This window comes from Marinobacter similis, assembly GCF_000830985.1.
Lineage (GTDB): Bacteria > Pseudomonadota > Gammaproteobacteria > Pseudomonadales > Oleiphilaceae > Marinobacter > Marinobacter similis.
In genome coordinates this window covers 156,600-174,547 of record NZ_CP007151.1, presented here as the reverse complement: position 1 = coordinate 174,547, position 17,948 = coordinate 156,600, and the positions used below count along the sequence as shown (strand labels likewise).

The 17,948-nt window shown below is 55.7% G+C and carries 20 protein-coding genes, 1 tRNA gene and 2 pseudogenes; 9 read left to right on the top strand and 14 right to left on the bottom strand.

Annotated features, from left to right (window positions below; translation table 11 throughout):
* On the bottom strand, positions 1-348 hold the full coding sequence (locus tag AU14_RS00830; protein ID WP_158498299.1) for an XRE family transcriptional regulator: 348 nt from the start codon (positions 346-348) through the stop codon (positions 1-3).
* Positions 349-587: 239 nt separating this feature from the next.
* Here AU14_RS00830 and AU14_RS00825 point away from each other — a divergent pair, with 239 nt between their 5' ends.
* Positions 588-1,310, top strand: coding sequence for a RibD family protein (locus tag AU14_RS00825; protein WP_236744258.1), 723 nt, complete (start codon positions 588-590; stop codon positions 1,308-1,310).
* Complete coding sequence (locus AU14_RS22480; RefSeq protein ID WP_269079075.1) at positions 1,307-1,435, top strand: hypothetical protein; 129 nt, start codon at positions 1,307-1,309, stop codon at positions 1,433-1,435. Before AU14_RS00825 ends, AU14_RS22480 begins: the two co-directional genes overlap by 4 nt.
* Here the strand turns inward: AU14_RS22480 and AU14_RS23085 are convergent.
* The 6 genes and pseudogenes from AU14_RS23085 to AU14_RS00805 all read right to left on the bottom strand — a co-directional run bounded on the left by AU14_RS23085 (position 1,392) and on the right by AU14_RS00805 (position 5,723).
* Positions 1,392-1,637: a hypothetical protein gene (locus AU14_RS23085; RefSeq protein ID WP_330218003.1), complete on the bottom strand. Its 246-nt coding sequence runs from the start codon at positions 1,635-1,637 to the stop codon at positions 1,392-1,394. The genes AU14_RS22480 and AU14_RS23085 overlap by 44 nt on opposite strands.
* Before the next feature lie 56 nt (positions 1,638-1,693).
* On the bottom strand, positions 1,694-2,335 hold the full coding sequence (locus AU14_RS00820) for a lysylphosphatidylglycerol synthase transmembrane domain-containing protein (protein WP_236744257.1): 642 nt from the start codon (positions 2,333-2,335) through the stop codon (positions 1,694-1,696).
* A 29-nt stretch (positions 2,336-2,364) separates the two neighbouring features.
* Positions 2,365-3,132, bottom strand: coding sequence for a class I SAM-dependent methyltransferase (locus tag AU14_RS20105; RefSeq protein ID WP_236744256.1), 768 nt, complete (start codon positions 3,130-3,132; stop codon positions 2,365-2,367).
* Positions 3,133-3,325: 193 nt separating this feature from the next.
* Positions 3,326-4,050: pseudogene (locus AU14_RS23080) on the bottom strand (glycosyltransferase family 4 protein).
* Positions 4,051-4,288: 238 nt separating this feature from the next.
* Positions 4,289-4,687 carry a 6-pyruvoyl trahydropterin synthase family protein gene (locus AU14_RS00810; RefSeq protein WP_041338218.1) on the bottom strand — a complete coding sequence of 133 codons (399 nt, stop codon included), beginning with the start codon at positions 4,685-4,687 and terminating at the stop codon, positions 4,289-4,291.
* 34 nt (positions 4,688-4,721) lie between these two features.
* Positions 4,722-5,723: a zinc-dependent alcohol dehydrogenase gene (locus tag AU14_RS00805; protein WP_094191110.1), complete on the bottom strand. Its 1,002-nt coding sequence runs from the start codon at positions 5,721-5,723 to the stop codon at positions 4,722-4,724.
* 142 nt (positions 5,724-5,865) lie between these two features.
* Between AU14_RS00805 and AU14_RS00800 the strand changes: the two genes are divergently transcribed.
* The 7 genes and pseudogenes from AU14_RS00800 (at position 5,866) to AU14_RS00770 (ending at position 11,786) form a co-directional block, all read left to right on the top strand.
* Positions 5,866-6,609: a CDP-alcohol phosphatidyltransferase family protein gene (locus tag AU14_RS00800; RefSeq protein WP_041338216.1), complete on the top strand. Its 744-nt coding sequence runs from the start codon at positions 5,866-5,868 to the stop codon at positions 6,607-6,609.
* Complete coding sequence (locus AU14_RS00795) at positions 6,602-7,144, top strand: YceI family protein (protein WP_236744253.1); 543 nt, start codon at positions 6,602-6,604, stop codon at positions 7,142-7,144. Before AU14_RS00800 ends, AU14_RS00795 begins: the two co-directional genes overlap by 8 nt.
* Positions 7,145-7,467: 323 nt before the next feature.
* Positions 7,468-8,427 carry an AsmA family protein gene (locus AU14_RS00790; RefSeq protein ID WP_052471901.1) on the top strand — a complete coding sequence of 320 codons (960 nt, stop codon included), beginning with the start codon at positions 7,468-7,470 and terminating at the stop codon, positions 8,425-8,427.
* Between the two features lie 123 nt (positions 8,428-8,550).
* Complete coding sequence (locus tag AU14_RS00785; protein WP_041338215.1) at positions 8,551-9,639, top strand: hypothetical protein; 1,089 nt, start codon at positions 8,551-8,553, stop codon at positions 9,637-9,639.
* Positions 9,640-9,788: 149 nt separating this feature from the next.
* Positions 9,789-10,737: pseudogene (locus tag AU14_RS00780) on the top strand (DMT family transporter).
* Between the two features lie 55 nt (positions 10,738-10,792).
* Positions 10,793-10,869: transfer RNA gene (locus AU14_RS00775), tRNA-Val, on the top strand.
* 104 nt (positions 10,870-10,973) lie between these two features.
* On the top strand, positions 10,974-11,786 hold the full coding sequence (locus AU14_RS00770; protein WP_041338213.1) for an RluA family pseudouridine synthase: 813 nt from the start codon (positions 10,974-10,976) through the stop codon (positions 11,784-11,786).
* Positions 11,787-11,849: 63 nt separating this feature from the next.
* Here AU14_RS00770 and AU14_RS00765 read toward each other — a convergent pair whose 3' ends face one another.
* From AU14_RS00765 to AU14_RS00735, 7 genes are all read right to left on the bottom strand, one after another.
* Positions 11,850-12,857: an NAD-dependent epimerase gene (locus AU14_RS00765; RefSeq protein ID WP_041338211.1), complete on the bottom strand. Its 1,008-nt coding sequence runs from the start codon at positions 12,855-12,857 to the stop codon at positions 11,850-11,852.
* A 12-nt stretch (positions 12,858-12,869) separates the two neighbouring features.
* Positions 12,870-13,613 carry a TIGR04219 family outer membrane beta-barrel protein gene (locus AU14_RS00760; protein WP_041338209.1) on the bottom strand — a complete coding sequence of 248 codons (744 nt, stop codon included), beginning with the start codon at positions 13,611-13,613 and terminating at the stop codon, positions 12,870-12,872.
* A 30-nt stretch (positions 13,614-13,643) separates the two neighbouring features.
* Positions 13,644-14,357, bottom strand: coding sequence for a phosphoribosylaminoimidazolesuccinocarboxamide synthase (gene purC, locus AU14_RS00755; RefSeq protein WP_041338207.1), 714 nt, complete (start codon positions 14,355-14,357; stop codon positions 13,644-13,646).
* A gap of 42 nt (positions 14,358-14,399) precedes the next feature.
* The gene (bamC, locus tag AU14_RS00750) at positions 14,400-15,497 is read right to left on the bottom strand and encodes an outer membrane protein assembly factor BamC (RefSeq protein WP_041338205.1); all 1,098 of its coding nucleotides are present in this window, start codon (positions 15,495-15,497) and stop codon (positions 14,400-14,402) included.
* A 35-nt stretch (positions 15,498-15,532) separates the two neighbouring features.
* On the bottom strand, positions 15,533-16,411 hold the full coding sequence (gene dapA, locus AU14_RS00745; RefSeq protein ID WP_041338203.1) for a 4-hydroxy-tetrahydrodipicolinate synthase: 879 nt from the start codon (positions 16,409-16,411) through the stop codon (positions 15,533-15,535).
* 144 nt (positions 16,412-16,555) lie between these two features.
* Positions 16,556-17,635, bottom strand: a complete 1,080-nt coding sequence (locus tag AU14_RS00740; protein WP_041338201.1) for an AI-2E family transporter — start codon at positions 17,633-17,635, stop codon at positions 16,556-16,558.
* 16 nt (positions 17,636-17,651) lie between these two features.
* Entirely contained in the window at positions 17,652-17,879 is a 228-nt protein-coding gene (locus AU14_RS00735) for a sulfurtransferase TusA family protein (RefSeq protein WP_041338199.1), read from the bottom strand.
* Positions 17,880-17,948: the final 69 nt, after the last annotated feature.

Below are 17,948 nucleotides of genomic sequence, written 5' to 3'. Positions count from 1 at the left end.
CTAACCGCCGAGGATCTGCAAGATCATGCGCCGGTTTTCTGCTGTGGCATTACGGAACCGGCGCAACAGCTCCACCTCGTCGTCTGACAGCTGAGCTCTGTTAATCTCCTGCTCCAGCTCTTTCAACGCCGCCGTCAAATCATCGCTGTTGCTGAACGAAAGCCCCGGAAGTTCCAGCTGGCCATCGGAAATCTCCTCAATATCGATCAGCTGCTCTAGGGGCGTCTCTGACCTGAAACAGAAGTCCAGTAACTGACCGATATTGGGATAGCTACGCTGCCGAGCATCGACTGCTTCCCAACTCTCAACCTGAACCTCCTCCACACCGCACATGTGGCGACGTCCCATAGGGACAGCCGACTCTGGTCTCGAACCTGGCGCAGCCGACGATTGAACGATTGCAGGTACCGCATGCTGGTTGCCTCTACCCTCTGCCGGGACGCCAGGAAATCTGGAATCCGCACTATTCCGGAACTTATCCGTAAAGTGAATCAAACTGGAAATGTAACGTACATATAGCTTTCCAGACAAACTGCCTATACTAAATTCAACGGCTACAGAACGAGATCTTTATGACCGCTCTACCAATGGACTGCGATGCCGCCTGGCAGCTGATTTTGGATGCAATAGATCGCAGCAATGTGACGCTGGCATTGCCGGAAAGTGATCAACCAGCGGTGCGCCTGAACGGCACAGGTGCTTGGCATCTTCTGCACCCGGCCACCCCCCAGGCCCGCGACCTTCTCTCGACGTTCCTGCCATTGTGTCGCCCGTTGCCAACGGACTCGGCGCCTCGTGTCATCGGTCAGTTAGGCCAGAGCCTGGACGGCAGAATAGCGACGGTTACGGGTCGATCACGGTTCATCAACGGCGATGACGGCATCACTCATCTTCATCGCATTCGAGCGGTTTCAGATGCCGTGGTGGTCGGCGCGGGAACGGCAGCCACAGACAATCCGATGCTGACGGTCCGTCGCACCACCGGTCCAAATCCCGTTCGCGTTGTGATCGACCGGCATCGCCGCGTGCCTCAAAGCCATCATCTGTTCACAGATGAACAGTCCCGGACAATCCGGCTGGTTGCAGGCCAGTACGGCCCACAGTCAGTGGTCAGGGAGTATGGTCAGGTCACCGAGGTTGCTTGTCTGGGCGATAGAGAACAAATCGAACCTGTTGACCCTCGAGTGATTCTGCAAGTGCTGAATGATTTTGGCCTGCGGAAGATCTTTATCGAAGGCGGGGGGCTGACAGTATCGTCTTTCCTCAACGCTGGCCTGCTGGACCGCCTGCATGTCATGGTGGCGCAATGATCATTGGCAGTGGGCGGCCTGCATTTTCACTCCCGGAGATTGACCAACTCGATGGTGCCCTGCGCCCCAAGTCTCAGCTGATCAATCTGGGCAGCGATATGTTGTTTGACCTGGAGTTTTCCTGATCCGATTCCCGTTTTTCACGCCCACCGGGGACTGGCTCCAAAGCAACACAGCCAGCCCCGGGAAGGACGAGATCAACACCAGAGCTCCATAAGCCACACTTAGAGCCACGCCCTGCTCAGCGGGCAGCCCTGCTAACGGCCACAAAACGGCTGCTGCCCCTTCCCGCACGCCCCAGCCAGCCACTGTCAGCGGGATTACCATGCTCAATAACAACAAACTGCAAAGTGCCAGCACCAAATACCCAGAGCCCTCCTGTTCTATATACCTGCCTGCTGAGCTAGCAAAAAAAAGACGGCGAGGTAACTTCCGAGCACCAGCAATGAGGTTCCCAACTGAATTGGCAATGCCGGCCAACCAAACAGCGTATGGGACAGGTCTTTCCAGAGGTGGCGAATATAATGTCCAGCCCGGTTTTTGCTGCGCATCATCCAAAGGCCGATAGCAAGGCTGCCGATGGCTAAAACGGGAAGTAGCCAGCCGACCGACACGTTCGGGCTGAACCGGCCAGATTCACTCAGCCACACCACTGCCCACACCACCACAAAAAACAGCGCAAACTGCCCGGACAAACGCTCGATAATTACAGCATGCACTGCCCCGAGTTTCTTATCCGTTTCCCGGCTGTGCCGCCAGGCTCGACCAACATCCCCCATAACTCCACCCGGTAGCACCTGATTGAGAAAGCTCGCCAGGTAATACTCCCGAAAAGCCCGGGAGTAGGACATCTGAAGGCCCAGACGCTTTGCGGTGTATCGCCAGCGCCAGGCCGACAACCCGACCTGAAAGGCCGCCAGAGCAAAGGCCGGTAGCAGCAAAGATGCGGGCAAACGCTGAAGCTCAAGCCACAGTCGATCCAGGTCCAGAAACAAAGCCAGACCGGCGAGCAACAGGAATGCCATGAGCCAGCGCCAAAGCGGAGAAACCTGCCTCATGAGACTTGATCCGGAGGAAGCGTCATCAGATCCAAGTGGTGGACGCTGACCGACAGACTGCCCTCGGCCAGCCGACGCTTGCGATCCGACAACCAATCCGACAGCCATTCTGAACCATCGTCGTTGTTGCCACGAGCCAGCTCAGCCGCGGCTGCCACCCAACCTTCCAGCAACTGGCTGATCAGTGCTCCGTCACGGGCATTAAGCCGCCATGGGCTTTCGAAAACTTCAACGGAGTGGCCCGCCTGTTTCAGTTTTTCTGCCAGTACGCGAGGTGCATCTGGTCCCAATGCCCGTCCGGTACCTTTCTCGCCTCTCTGATGCTGATTGACCAGCGCCTGCACTCGTTCGTCGTCTGGGTGTGCGGGTTCCAAGCGAAATTGACCGGAGTAACTCAGGGTCACAAGCAGCGCCGCTCTCCGCGACCGAGCCGACGCCACCAGCGCGTCCAGCCATTCCTCTGAGACAAGGTCGATCAGTGCAGAAGCGGTGATCAGCCTTGCATCAGAGGGAATATGTGCGGCCAGCGAGTCAGCTGTCAGCCATGCCTCAGCCACCGAACTCGATACCCCCAGCTGGGTCAACCGATCCTTCGCCACCGTCAGCAATGAGGCATCGTGATCCAGCAGCAGCCACTGCTTTGGCACACGAAGCCTTGACGCCAGAAACACGGCGTTGGATCCACTCCCCGCGCCAAGGTCGACAATCGTCACTGGCTCGCGGGACGCACAACCAGCTTGCCCGGCAACATCCCGATGAAGCAACTATCCACGGCTTCAGTCAGCGCCATCGATCTCGCGCGGTGGTCCGCGCCCTCACGGAGTTCCAGCCAGCTATTCTCGAACACACTGCCCGTCGCGACGCAGCCCAACTCTGCCACCTTCAAAAAAACCTTCGCAGCATTCTCCCAGGTGCGAAGCGGTCTTGACGGACATTGGGCCTGTGCGGTTTGACGTATCAGTCTTCAGGATCACTAAGCCAGGCTCGCAACGCCGCTTCCAAAGCCTCAACGTCGCCAGCCGGGTACTGAAGAACACCTGGCTGGTCGCCAGTATTGGATAAAGCGCCACCGTCCGAGGTGATGACGGGCAAGCCAAATGCAATAGCCTCGTCAATCACCATCCCGTAGCCTCATAGAGGGAGGGGAACACGAACACATCAGCCTGTTGGTACAGCTCCACTAAGTGGCTTTCGGCGACTTCTCCGGTGAGCTCTACCCGCCCTTCCAGCCCGGCCGCTCGGATCTGGGCGATGACTCCCTGGCTGTAGACAGAATCACGATCCAGGGAACCTGCGAGAGTGCAATGCCACGGTAGGGATTGAAGGTTCTGTAAGGCTTTTACCAGCTGATGTTGCGCTTTGCGTTGAGAGAGATGGCCAACACAGAGCAACTGGGGAACCGGTGCGCAGCGGACGCCATTGCTCGTTTGCACCCTGGCTTTTATCGCAACGCCTGGATGCGCGGTATCGATTTGCTCAGCGGAAACACCGAAAGCCGCAAGGCGCCTGGCAGTGAAGGCGCTGGTAGTAACCACATGAGCGACTGCAGCCAGGGCTCGGCGCTCCTGCTCGAAGAACCACAGGCGTTCGTCCTCCGACAACCCCGATTCATCGGCAAGTGGGTGATGGATTAACGCTACTAATTTCAAACGCTGCGCATGCTGCTCTAAAACCTGAGGCATGCCACTCATAGCAAGACCATCAAGCACCACCACCGCCGAGTCCGGACACTGTTCCAGGCAATGATTCATCGCCGCCAGTGCCCGCTGGTCGGGACGCGGAAACTGCCCAGCCAGCCCGGTGACAACAGCCTGGACACCCAGTTCGTCTATTGCATCGACAACGCGGCGAACATAGCGGTAGCCACCAGTGTTCTGACCAGGATCACCAGGCACTAAAAATCGAAGGACCGGGCTCGGATCAGAGCTTGCCATGGAAACTGGCCCAGGCGATGTGGGATTCAGACAAGGTCACCTTAAGGCTGTTCATACCTTGGGCGGACTCGCCCAGACGACCTGCCCTGATCGCAGCTGCCAAGCGCTCAAACACCTGACTGGCCATGAACTCAGTCGTCGTGTTCTGATTCTGCAGTTGCTCAAGGTCGTCCAGATTTTTCATATTAAATTCTGCGAGAACGTCTTTAAGCACTGACGCCGCCAGACCAATATCGACCACCAGGTTGTCCGCATCCAACTCTTGCCGCTCAAAGGCCACATCCACGACATAAGTGGCCCCGTGGACCTGCTGGGCAGGGCCGAAAATCTCGCCCCGAAAACTATGGGCAATCATCATGTGGTCTCGGACGGTCAAGCTGAACATAGATCGCTCTCCAAAAAGTAACGGTGGGTAGAATTTAGTAGACAATTCGATGGCACAGGGTATGACCGTCATTCGCTAATATATCGCCCATAGCCTCTGGCAAGTCGGCGAACCGGGTCTCACCAGTAATCAGGCAGTCGAGTCGGTCATCGGCCAGTAATTCCAACGCCAGCCTCATACGCCGGCCATAGTTCCATCGAGGTTGTTGGTAGGAAGGAATCTGGCCGACCTGGCTGGATCTGAGCGTCAATCGACGGGAATGGAAAGCTTCGCCAAGAGGCGCTTCCACGCGCTGGCTTCCGTACCAGCTCATTTCAACAACCTTGGACTCCTGGCCCGCGACTGACAATGCGGTGGGTAGGCCTGACGGGTGGCCACTGGTGTGAAACACCAGGTCGTAGTCGTTTTCGTCAGGGCATTCTGCAAACCTGAGCCCCAAGGCCTCCGCCTGGGTGCGTCTTGCAGGGTTGAGATCAATCGCGGTGACTTGTGTCCCTGGTATCTGCCTGGCCAGCCAAGCGACCAGCAATCCGACCACGCCCAACCCGACTACCAGGATTCGATCACCAACGGCTGGCAAGGCATCCCACAGGCCGTTGATTGCGGTTTCCAGGTTGGCTGCCAGCACCGCACGTTCAGCCGGAACATTGTCAGGAATCACTTGCACGGCTTCCTGGGGTACCTGAAAACGTTGTTGATGAGGAAACAGGCAAAAGACAGGTCGCCCTTCCAAGTGTTTCGGCCCGGAAATCACCCGTCCTACATTGGCATAGCCGTATTTTACCGGAAACGGAAATTCACCCTGCTGGAACGGAGCACGCATACGCTGAAATTCGCTCTCTGGGACCTGCCCCCGGAAAACCAATGCCTCAGTACCTCGGCTGATACCAGAATAACGAGCTTCAACGGTTACCCACCCACAGTTGGCATTGTTCTCCCCGGAGCGCACCGGAACATGGCGCAGCGCTCCCTCGCCCGGACCGGTCACCCACCATGCCAGGCTATCCCCAATTTCCTGCCCGTTATCCAGCTGCACAGCCCTCTCCCTGTTTTTTCAAATAAAACTGGGTCCGAACACTACCCTTGTGCGTAAGCACCCTCAGCTCTTCACAACTATAGTCAGTCTGTGAGTGCTTCACTGTCTACACCGTGTAGTAGCTATACGCCAGGGCTCAGCTATGGATTCTCGAGACAACACGGCTCCGCCAGTCTTATCGATCCGTCAGGATCTGGTTTGGGGCTTTACACTAACCACTGCAGTCTGTCTGGCCGCGGCCTGGTTCTGGCAGCTCACGCCGGCTGCACCGGCGATTGCGGTAGGATTGTTTGCCTTCATTGGGTGGGGCGTTGTGACGCACTGGCCTGCGGACCAGGACTTCAACCCCGCCAACAGGGCGACCCTGGCTCGAAGCTCTCTGGTTGTAACGCTCGTGGCCAGTGCGCCCTTTATCGGGCATCTGACCAATGGGCACCTTGATGCGCAGCTTTGGTGTTACGCCATCGTTGCGTTGACGGCCCTGCTCTTGGACGGAGTGGACGGTGCGCTGGCACGGGCCAATCGATGTGAGAGCCGGTTCGGCGCACGCTTTGATATGGAGCTGGACGCCGCTCTTATTCTGGGTTTGTGCATAGCGGTTTTGACTCTGGATAAAGCCGGAGCGTGGGTGCTCTGTCTAGGCCTGATGCGCTATGCTTTTATTGCTGGGAGCGCAATCTGGCATTGGCTTAAGCACCCGCTTCCCGACAGTTTCCGGCGCAAAACTGTCTGCGTGTGGCAACTCGTCACCCTGATGGTAGCATTGCTGCCCCCCGTATCACCCGCGTTTGCCGGTATCACACTAGCCACGGCCCTGGCTCTGTTGGCATGGTCATTTGGACTGGATATTCGCTGGCTTCATCGAAGGAGGTTCTCCCATGATTAACGGAAATCCCATTGGCAAAGCCGCATGCTGCGCCCTGGTTCTAGGTACATTTGCTATGCCGACCACGGCATTTGCCGAACCTGCAACGTTCGAAGTGGACTCCGATCACTTTTCCATGTCCTTTGAAATCATGCATATCGGTTTCGCCCCGGTGATCGGCATGTTCCGGGACGTGGAAGGACAGTTTGTTTACGACGACGCCACCGGCGAGCTGGAATCGGGCACCCTGGTGTTCGAAAGTCGTAGCGTGTTCACCAACCATAAGAAGCGGGATGAGCATCTTCGAGGTTCAGATTTTCTCCATAGCAGCAAATACCCGGAAATCACCTTCAACCTCACTGGATTTGAAGCGACGGGTGAAAAGACCGGCAAAGTGACCGGAGATCTGACGATGTTGGGGCAATCCAATCCGGTCATCCTGGATGTGACGTTGAATAAATCCGCTGACTACCCAATCGGGCATGAAGACTTCACCCTGGGAATCAGCGCCGAGACTACGCTGCGCCGAAGTGACTGGGGAATGACCTACGGCTGAATCCTGCATTGGTCGGTGATGAGGTTCGATTACGATTTGGCTTTGAGGCCAACCAGAAGTCAGGCTGGTTCTGAAATCCCTAATTGTGTGACCGAGCTCACATCTGGAACACATTCTGTTACACAAATAACCCGTTCCTTTGCCGAAGGTATTCCAGATTCTGTATGTTTGTTGATCAGAACAACAATGACAACAAGGTCCTGATGAATGCTTGGCAAAATTGTTGTGGTCTTGGCTGTTGCTGCTTCGCTTGTTGCAGGAACAGCCTACTGGTTAGCCTCAAACAACCACGCCAGCTTTAGTTGGTTCAGTGAGGCTCTACCATGAGCCGATCAGTCCCGTCGAAGGCCAAGATCTTCGACCCTTCTTCGCAATCAAATGCCAAGCAGCAGGTTTCCCCAACCCCACCGGGCGACAACGCGCTTGGGTTCATGCTGGCCAGTGTGGCGGACCAATACGCTGAGAATGCACACTATCCACCATGGTCCACTCCTCTAACCCCAGCACAAGCCGAGGGCTATCGCGGCAATCGCTACGAACCGGTCAGCCTTCCCCTAGGCAATAACGGCCACTTTACCGTTACTCTTGAGCAATACCGTTTTACCCGCGGAGAGTCGATTTTGGTCGCGGCCTCGATTCAAGGCCCGCAGGTGGTGACAGATCGCCTCGAACTTTCACTGGAAAACTCCCTGACCCGGGACACGGTGGCCTCTGCCCAATTGATAGCTAAAGACGGCGATGGTTTCTACGAAGGCAGCATCGACTCCAACGAATCCCCGGGAGAGTACCGACTGATCGTTGAAGCAAACATTGACGGCAAAAAAGTCCGTCACGTCTCCACGCTGACCATTGAGCCATTTCTGGGCACCTTCGACGGCTTGGAAGCCAGCTACATCACAAACAACAACCTGGTTATTCCGTTGCGCTTCGAACCCGACCAGCCTGGTTACTATTCTCTCTCTGCCCAGCTCTACGCGGGCCAACAGCCGATTGCACTATTGCAGGCTGAGCAGCGTTTGGATCTGACTACAGATACCATCGATCTGAAAGCGCACGGAACCGTACTGGTAAACCGTCAGTGGAAGGGGCCGATGTCGCTTCGACACCTCCAAATCAGGCAACTACCGGCCAAGCCTGGCCAGCGCACCCACTACGCTTTTGGACCGGATGAGGGGTATTCATTTTCACCACCGGATCTCGATAGTTTGCGAGACACTCCGGCCAGTGATCCCGAATCAGAACAACGAGCGGCACTGCTCAGGCAGTTGGCCAACAAGTTCTGACCTCAGGGCCAGGAGGGCCCTGTTCCGACAGACGTCGGGCAGTACCGTCATTGGAGCCTGCAATGTGGGGCCGACGGATTGAACGTCTTGAAACAAAAATAACTCAACGAAGACGGAGTAAACATGACAACAATAAAGACCCTAAGTGCCGGTAAGGCCGGGCTTGCGGTGGCCATCGCCGGGAGCCTGTGTGCCGGAACCGCCCAGGCCCAGTTAGCTGGGCATAACGTTATCCTCGTTCACGGCTTCCAGCAGGAAGATCTGGCGAACCCGCCCCCAAACCTGCAGGCGGTAAAAAACGCCGGTGAGGATTACTGGCGCACCTTCTGGCTGACCAGATCCGATGCACGCATCGACTGGGGCAGCGACGGCCGGGTTGAGGGGGGCATTGCCCAACAGGCGTATCAACAAATGCGCGAGATTAGCCAACAGGGCCTGTGCAATAACTTCTGTATTATCGTCTCTCATTCCACCGGAGATCTGGTAACCCGCTATCTACTGGAAAACCAGGCGCGCTGGCTGCAATCCGAGGGACTTGCACCACTAAAAATCCTTGCCGCCATTGACTATTCCGGTGCCGGCGGCGGCACCGAGTTGGCCGACCTTGCCCTCAATATTGCCTACAACGACAGTTGGTACAACTGGCCCCTGAAGACTGCTGTTCAAGCCTTTACCGGAATAGAACCCCAGCCGGATAAACTCGGCGTGGTCAACGACCTGCAGACCAACGCCGCCCGGAATCTGGCGATGACTCCGAACCCGATTCCCCGTTTGCGGTTTGTTGCCGGCGGATCCTCATTCGGCGGTATTACCAAACCATTTATCGAAGGCAAGGATGACGGCGTTGTTCCAACCCACTCCGCCTGCGGTGCAACCTCCGCAACAGGCATCGATTCCTGCTCGAACAGCCTGAGCTTGGCTGGCAAAGTAACAAGCCAGAATGGTCCGGATGGGCTCTGGTATAACCACTTCCCTGTTCTGATGAACGAAGGCGCCTCACACAGCGGGGTACTTGGCTCCGAAACCGGCAACACGTCAGTGCCTGTGGTCAACAATACGACCTTGAACGGACTGAGAGTCGATTTCGCCAGCCGCACATACAACAAAAGAGCCTGGTGGCAATGGTGGGGCTCCGGCGACCGCTACATCGAAGTGCCTGGATCCAAAGACACCGACATGTCGACTTTGGTCTACTCAACACTCAACAACTGATATTTCAACCACCTGTTATTAAGGAAAAAACAAGGCCCAAGGACGGGCCTGCCCAGATTAAGCAATAGCTTGCCACCTTTTCTTTTTAGTTCGCAAACTATACATTGATCCGCTTGCCATCCTACTGATCGACGCTCAAGCGGTTACTCATGTCCGATACCCAAAAATCCGATGCTTTGTTGTTCGCCGTTACTTTAATAGCGGCCGTCAGTTGGATCTTCTCCAAGGAGGCGATATTGCTGATGCCGCCCCTTCTTTTCATGGCCGAGCGTTTTCTCCTCGCCGGTCTCGTTCTGGCCATAGTGGCGTGGCGCCCTCTATCCCGTCTCAGCGCAGATCAAATTCGCCGAAGCTTGGCGTTGGCTGGTGTTTGGCGTCGCCATGACCTTCTGGATTATGGGCCTGTTCCATGGCGAAAGCATGGGTGAAGGGGCATTCCTGACCAGTCTGGGTGTGGTGATCGTTCCGATACTTGCCAGACTTTTGTTCAAAGAAGAGCAGCCTAAAAGCACCTGGGTTGCCATTCCCATCGCGGTTGCCGGGCTTGCCCTGCTGTCACTCAAGAACGGCTTCAGGCCAGAGCCAGCCCAGCTGTTCTTTGTCGGCGCAGCATTTATTCTGGCGCTGTACTTCACCATGAACACCCGGGCTGCGAACCAGCGCACGGTGATCAATCGGCGCGGTGAAACCATCGAAAAACGCCGGGTCCCGGCCCTGCCGTTGACCAGCTTGGTACTCACCACAGTAGGATTTGTCACGCTTGCCGCCTCATCAGTGCTTGAGCCCTGGCAAAAGGCCTTGCTCGAGCCATCTGGCGCTTTGGTAGGTTGGATCCTGGCCAGCGCCATAATCGGCACTGCAGGTCGTTTCCTGATTCAAACATACGCACAGAGCCTATCGGCTCATAGCCATGGCGTCGTAATCCTGATTCTGGAACCGGTATGGGTAAGCCTGTTTGCGGCTCTATGGTTTGGAGAAACCATGAGCGGCCTGCAACTTGGCGGCTGCGCACTTATTTTCGCTGCATTATTGGTCAACCGCTGGGGTGCACTCAGCAAAGCGCTCAAGACTTGGCTGCGCAATCAAAAAACCTCGTGAAAGTAGTTGACCAAAAACCGTAGAATCAGTATATTGCGTCCCCGTTGCAGGACACAGGACCATAGCTCAGTTGGTTAGAGCGCTGCCTTGACATGGCAGAGGTCGGCAGTTCGAATCTGCCTGGTCCTACCATTTCTGCAAAGAAAGTCAGTTACTTGCGATGCCGTAAGAACTGGCTTTTTTTATGTCCGGACTTCTTTAATCCCTTCCCCGGACCTCTTGCCCGGTATTTCCCCATGCGAACCACAATCGACTTCACACTGGAACACTCGCAGACTGCGGTCGACGCCCTCAGCGAAGCCTCTGGCCTGCCCAAGCAGCGGATCAAAGACGCCATGAACAAGGGCGCTTGCTGGTGGACGCACAAGGGCAAACGGGTTCGACTGCGCAAAGCAAAACGGGAAGTCCGAGCCGGCACCCGCCTGCAACTCTTCTACGATGAGGCCGTGCTCGCCCGTAAACCGGAGCCTGCCACCCTGCTGGAAGACAGGCGCCGCTATTCCATCTGGTTCAAACCCCATGGCCTGCTGGCCCAGGGCTCACAGTGGGGCGATCATTGCAGTCTGCTTCGCGAAGCGGAAGTAGCTCTTGGCCGGGATTGCTTTCTGATTCATCGCCTGGATGCCGATGCCGCCGGGCTGATGCTCATTGCGCACGACTCCAAGGCTGCTGGCGCGCTCTCAAAGTGTTTCTCAGGGCGAGCGATCACCAAGCACTACCGGGCACGAGTAGAGGGAGAGATTACCGCTCAGGATCGACTCATAGATGCTCCAATAGACGGTAAAGAAGCCATTACCCGAATCTCAACCCTCAGTATTAACGAAACCGATCAGACATCGCTGCTTCAGATAAGCATTGAAACGGGACGAAAACACCAGATCCGGAAGCACCTGGCTGGCATCGGCCATGCCATCATCGGTGACCGGCTTTATGGCCGCCCTGCGCCAGTTCCTCTGCAACTGCTGGCACGCTTCTTGGAGTTTGACTGCCCATTAGAACGGCGGCGGGTGAAGATCCAACTACCAGAACACCTGAACAGCCTCACCTAGGACAAATAAAAAAGCCGGCAATTAGCCGGCTTTTTCTGGAAATCAGATTCCGTCACACTGAAATCAAACGTGATAAAAATCGCGATACCAGTCAACGAAGTTGGCGATACCCTCTTCCACCGTTGTGCCGGGCTTGTAACCGACATCGGCAATCAGGTCATCCACGTTGGCGTAGGTGGCGGGGACATCCCCAGGCTGCAACGGCAATAGATTTTTCTCTGCTTTCTTGCCGACACGCTCTTCAATGATCTCAATGAAGCGCGACAGCTCAACCGGGTTATTACTTCCGATGTTGTAGATCCGGTAAGGACCTTTACCAGTACCCGGATCCGGATTCTCACCTGTCCATTCCTGATTGGGCTCCGCAACATGATCGAGGGTACGGATCACGCCTTCGACAATGTCATCGATGTAGGTGAAATCACGCCGGTGCTGGCCGTGATTGAACACATCGATTGGCTCGCCCGCCAGAATTTTCTTGGTAAAAATGAACAGCGCCATGTCAGGCCTGCCCCAAGGACCGTACACAGTAAAGAACCGCAGGCCGGTGGTGGGCAGATTGTAGAGATGGCTGTAGGTGTGAGCCATCAACTCGTTGGCCTTTTTGGAGGCCGCGTAGAGGCTCAGGGGATGATCGACGTTGTCATGCACAGAAAAAGGCATGGTCTCGTTGGCGCCATACACCGAGCTGCTGGAAGCGTAGACAAGGTGTTTAACGTCGTTGTGACGGCAACCTTCCAGGATATTCATGAACCCCACAAGGTTGGCGTCGACATAAGCGTGAGGATTCTCGATGGAGTAGCGAACGCCTGCCTGAGCTGCCAAATGGACCACGCGCTCAGGCTTGTGTTCGGCAAAGAGCGCCTCCATGGCGCTCCGGTCCGACACATCCTGACGAACCTCGGTAAAGCCGGACTTGCCTGTCAGTCTCGCCAAGCGAGCCTCTTTCAGGTTGACGTCGTAATAGTCGTTGACGTTATCAACGCCGATCACTTCATCGCCACGGTCCAGCAGGCGATGCGCCAGGTGCGAGCCAATAAAGCCCGCCGTTCCGGTCACGAGAATCTTCACGTTAAACTCCCTTTAAAAGACAACTCCGGCACTGACAAACGGCCCATCGATCTCGACGTCCAGTCTGTCGTCATCGTCTTCGTAATCAATAGACATTTGACGGTATCCAGCTCGGAGCTGAATGACCGCCATTTCAAACTGGCCGTAGGCGTTAAAGTCGTGAAGCGAATCGCCGCTGTAGCTGACGAAATTGCCTTCAGCGCCGATAGACACGCCAGTCAACGGCAAGTCGAACCGTGCGGCCAGATAGCCCATTGGTAACACTGCATCAACTTCGGTTTTGCTCACCTGGGCTGCCCCCCCAATTTCACGCACAACCAGTTCACCCGAAAGATCACGAGCAGTAAGACCAAGGTCCAGATTGACCCAGTTATCTAGCACTTCGTAGTAAAACGTAAAATCAAGTTGTTCCAGGTCCAACTCGGATCGGACATCCACACCTGAACCCACATTAATACCACCAAAATTTGCGCCTAGCTCACCCCGGCCACTCTGTTGGACCAGAGTGTAGTTGAGCCTCACATTAGGCAGCACAGGAACTGGGTGCTCGAAATATAAGGAAGCGTTTGCGTTGGAATCGTTTTCAAGGTCCAGGTCGTTCTCGACGTCTACCTCGCCGCCGCTTTTGTCAGCGGCCTCACCTGTCAGCTCTGAATCCCAGTAACTTACACTTGCACCAAGACCCACTACGTCCGCGTGGGCGAATGGTGCGGCCAGAAGCAAGGAACCACCGGCAGCGACAATCAAGTTACGCATAGAATACCTTTTCTTTGTTGTGTGTCTGGATTAATCGAACTGGATGCCTAAACGGCGCCCCACTTCTTCATAGGTTTCAATCACATCACCCAGCCCCTGGCGGAACCGGTCTTTATCCATTTTCTTCCGAGTCTCTTTGTCCCAGATGCGGCAGCCGTCGGGGCTGAACTCGTCCCCCAGGACAATCCCGCCACCACTGCGGCCAAACTCCAGTTTATAATCCACCAGCAGCATGCCGGCGTCATCAAACAACGCCTTCAGCACGTCATTCACCTGGTAGGTCAGCTGCTTCATCTGCTCCAGCTCGTCGGCTGAGGCCCAACCAAAGCTGACAGCCAGGGACTCATTAACCATCGGATCATGCAGGGCGTCGTTCTTCAGGAACAGCTCATAGGTCGAAGGCGTCAATTCGAGCCCCTCTTCCACACCGATCCGGCGGCACAGGCTACCCGCGGAAATGTTCCGTACCACGCACTCTACCGGGATCATGTCGAGCTTTTTCACGAGAGATTCAGTCGAGGACAGCAGACCCTCAAAATGGGTAGGCACGCCGGCAGCCTCAAGCTTTTCCATCACGAAGGCATTGAACTTGTTGTTCACCATGCCCTTGCGGCTGAGTTGCTCTTTCTTTTCGCCATCAAAGGCCGAGGTGTCATCCCGAAATTCGAGGATGAATCGGTCTGGGTTGTCGGTCTTGTAGACAGACTTTGCCTTGCCGGCGTATAGCTCTTCACGCTTTTCCATTAGGGTCTCCGAAGTGGTGCCGAAGCAACGGCAACCACTCAATCAGTATAGATAGTCGAACAGTTCTTTCAGCAGATCCGGCGCAGTGTTCTCACCGTCGTAGGTCTGAAGGCGCTCAGCGGTAATGACGATGTCCTCATCGCTCTCGATCAGAGTCACCGTGTGAGTATGCCGGGGTTCCTCAGCATCGCTGAACCAGTCGAACCAACCAGACTCGCGCTCGTCCTCGGTGCGATAGTCAACGTAAAACCAGCCTTCACTGCGGTTCAGGTCCACTACTGGAACCTTGGCCTCCGTAAGTCCCCGACTCACTTCCGCCCAGGAGCGGCCATAATCGAGGCTCATACGGATCGCTGAAGCTTGTTCATCGCTTGAGAGAAGCTTGACCAGCGGATCACTGACCATGCCCGACGCAGCGCGTGAGAAGGACTTGTTCTCTTCTCTGGCCTTCAGGAACCCCCCCATGTCGGCCAGCAAGCGCTTTTGCAAATCCAGGGCCTCAGGAGTTGGGTTCGCGATCCCCGACCAGGGCACCAGCTCCTGTGGCTGACCATCAACCGTCAGTTTCCGAATCTGGATCTCTGTGGTCTTGCGACGCACGCCCGGAGCCATGCGCACCTGTAGCACAACTTTGGACTCATCCGCACCGGGATTGCTCGGCAGCTCAGCCAGTTGGCGCGCACGTTTGCTGAAATTCAGCAGCTCACTCTGCAACAGACCCAGCTGCGGGCTATCGAAACTTACTCCGAGGCTCCGCTCCGTCATGTAGGCGTTGGCAGCAGGCCAAATCCGGCCAGGCACATCGTTCACCAATAGCCAGACCCGGCCATCGAGTTCTTCAATGGCGTAGTTCTCATCGAGAATCTCGGAAGTCATGTCCGGCGGGTTGGGAATACTGGATGGGTAGAGTTTGCTGGCATCCGCCACGGCGACATCCCGGATGGGCATCACCTGACTGAAGTTAGCTTTTTCGGATCCGGCAGGAAGCTCCAGCGGTTTGCCTTCTTTTGCGGATACGTAACGTTCGGATCGATCGTCCAGCATGCCGCATCCGGACAGCGCTGTTATCAGCAGCAATCCGGAGGCAGCAGCCAGAGAATTTGACAACAGGGTACTACGGGTTCCAAGAAGAACCGGCATCGGGTCACTCCGGGTCGGACACAGTTTCAGTAAACTCAGAGCACACCTGAGGCTTTCAGCGCATCTTCCACTTCTGCATGGAACTTCTCACTCAGCGGCGTCAGTGGCAAACGGATGCCTTCGCTGATCATCCCAATGCGGTGCAATGCCCATTTTACCGGGATAGGATTCGCCTCAAGGAACAGCTTACGGTTCAGGGGCATCAAAAGCTCATTGAGACGCTCGGTTTCTTCGCGATTGCCGGCAATGGCGGCTTCGCAAAGCTGAGACATGCCCTTTGGGGCAACGTTCGCGGTAACCGAGACGTTACCCTTGCCGCCCGCCAGCATCAATTCAGCGGCGGTGGCGTCATCGCCTGAGTAGACCGCAAGACGACCTTCCAGAGCTTCAATCAGCTCGGCGCCACGGGGAATATTGCCGGTTGCGTCCTTGATGGCCACGATGTTCGGAATGTCGGCAAGCCGCAGAACCGTCTCGTTGAGCATGTCGCAAGCGGTGCGCCCTGGCACGTTATAAAGCATCTGCTTCATGCCCGGCACGGCTTCAGCAATGGTTTTGAAGTGCTGGTACAGCCCTTCCTGCGTCGGCTTGTTGTAATAAGGCACAACCAACAGACAGGCATCGGCGCCCAGCTTGTGAGCTTCCGTGGTGAGCTCGATCGCCTCGCGAGTACTGTTGCCACCAGTACCTGCAATGACCGGAATGCGACCGTCCACACGTTTGATGATATGGCCTATCACCTGGCAATGTTCTTCAGGATCCAGGGTTGCGGACTCACCCGTAGTGCCCACAGCAACGATGCCATGGGTGCCGTTTTCGATATGAAAGTCCACCAGCCGATCCAGCTCCTGCCAGTGAATGTCACCATTTGGATCCATGGGCGTGACCAGTGCGACAAGGCTACCCGTAATCATAAAAGCTCCGTCCGAATAAAACCGATATGGTAATGTTGGGCACGAACTGACACAAGGGAATTAAAGACTCGGGATTCCCTGTGTTCGAATGTTCCCCCGAGGACCTGAACCGGATTCCGGCCCAGGGCTGTTCAACTAATGAATTCAGGACTCTTTAACAGTTGGCGGTGGTACGTAATCTTTTACCGGCCAGGCAGCAAAAACTGCCTTGAGCATCGTCGCCAGGGGGATAGCAAAAAACACTCCCCACAAGCCCCAGATACCACCGAAAAACAAAACCGCTACGATAATGGCCACCGGGTGGAGGTTGTTCACCTCGGAGAAGAGTACCGGCACCAGAACGTTGCCGTCCAGCGCCTGAATAACACCGTAAATCACCATGACCCAGATAAAGTGGCTGCCCCAGCCGAAGGCAAAGAGACCAATCATCGCAACAGGAATGGTCACTACTGCGGCACCAATATAGGGAATCACCACACTAAGCCCTACCAGCAGAGACAGGAGGGCAGCGTATGGCATACCCAGCAACTTAAAGGCCACGTAGGTAGCACCGCCTACGATCAGGATCTCGACCGCCTTACCGCGCACATAATTAGCACACTGCAGATTCACCTCATGCCAGATCTGCAACATCATCGGACGCTGGGGCGGCAAAAGTCGACCAATGGCCCCAAGCAATACTTCCCGATCTTTCAGGAAGAAAAACACCAGGATCGGCACCAGGACCATGTAGATCAATAGGGCCACAAGATCCGGGATACTGGAGAGCGAGAACGACACCAGCCACTGGGTCATGTGCCCTACTTCGGTCGACACCTGCTGGTACAGCGTATTGACCGCATCGGCAGAAATCAGCTGCGGATACTCCTCAGGAAGCAACTCAAGATAGGTTTGCAACTCCCCGATTATCCTCGGAGTTTCACCGGCAAGATTGCTGAGCTGAGTCCAGATCAACGGCAACAGGCCAAAGGTGACACCCACGAGAATACCGAGAAAGACCAGGAACACGCTGACGATGGACACCACCTCAGGAACGCCCAGCTTGGTCAGCTTGGTCACCAGACCCTGCAGTATAAAGGCAATGATCAGCGAGGCGATGGCGGGCGCCAGCATGGCCCCAAACCAGATCACAAAGACGGTACCAGTAACCAGAATCAGAAACAGGATGACCGCTTCTTCATCGGAAAAGTACTTGTGGGCCAGACCGCGTAAAATCCTGAGCATCAGTATCTCCGAAAGGTTATGCGCCGCACTTTATCACAAACCGGTACTGGCCATCGGTCTCAGCCGAGCTCACCAGCTGATGGCTGGACAGTTTGATAAAGGCAGGAATATCGCGAGCAGAACCGGAATCGGTAGCGATGACCTCAAGCTCTTCGCCAGGTGTCATGCTATTGAGCTCAAGCTTGGTTTTAAGCAGCGGCATGGGACAGAGAAGCCCGGAAGCATCCAGAGTACGATCAACCATAGGAGACAAACACCAACGCAGAACTGTAAAGCGAATTAACGGGCTGGCATTATGCCGTCAGTGGTAATG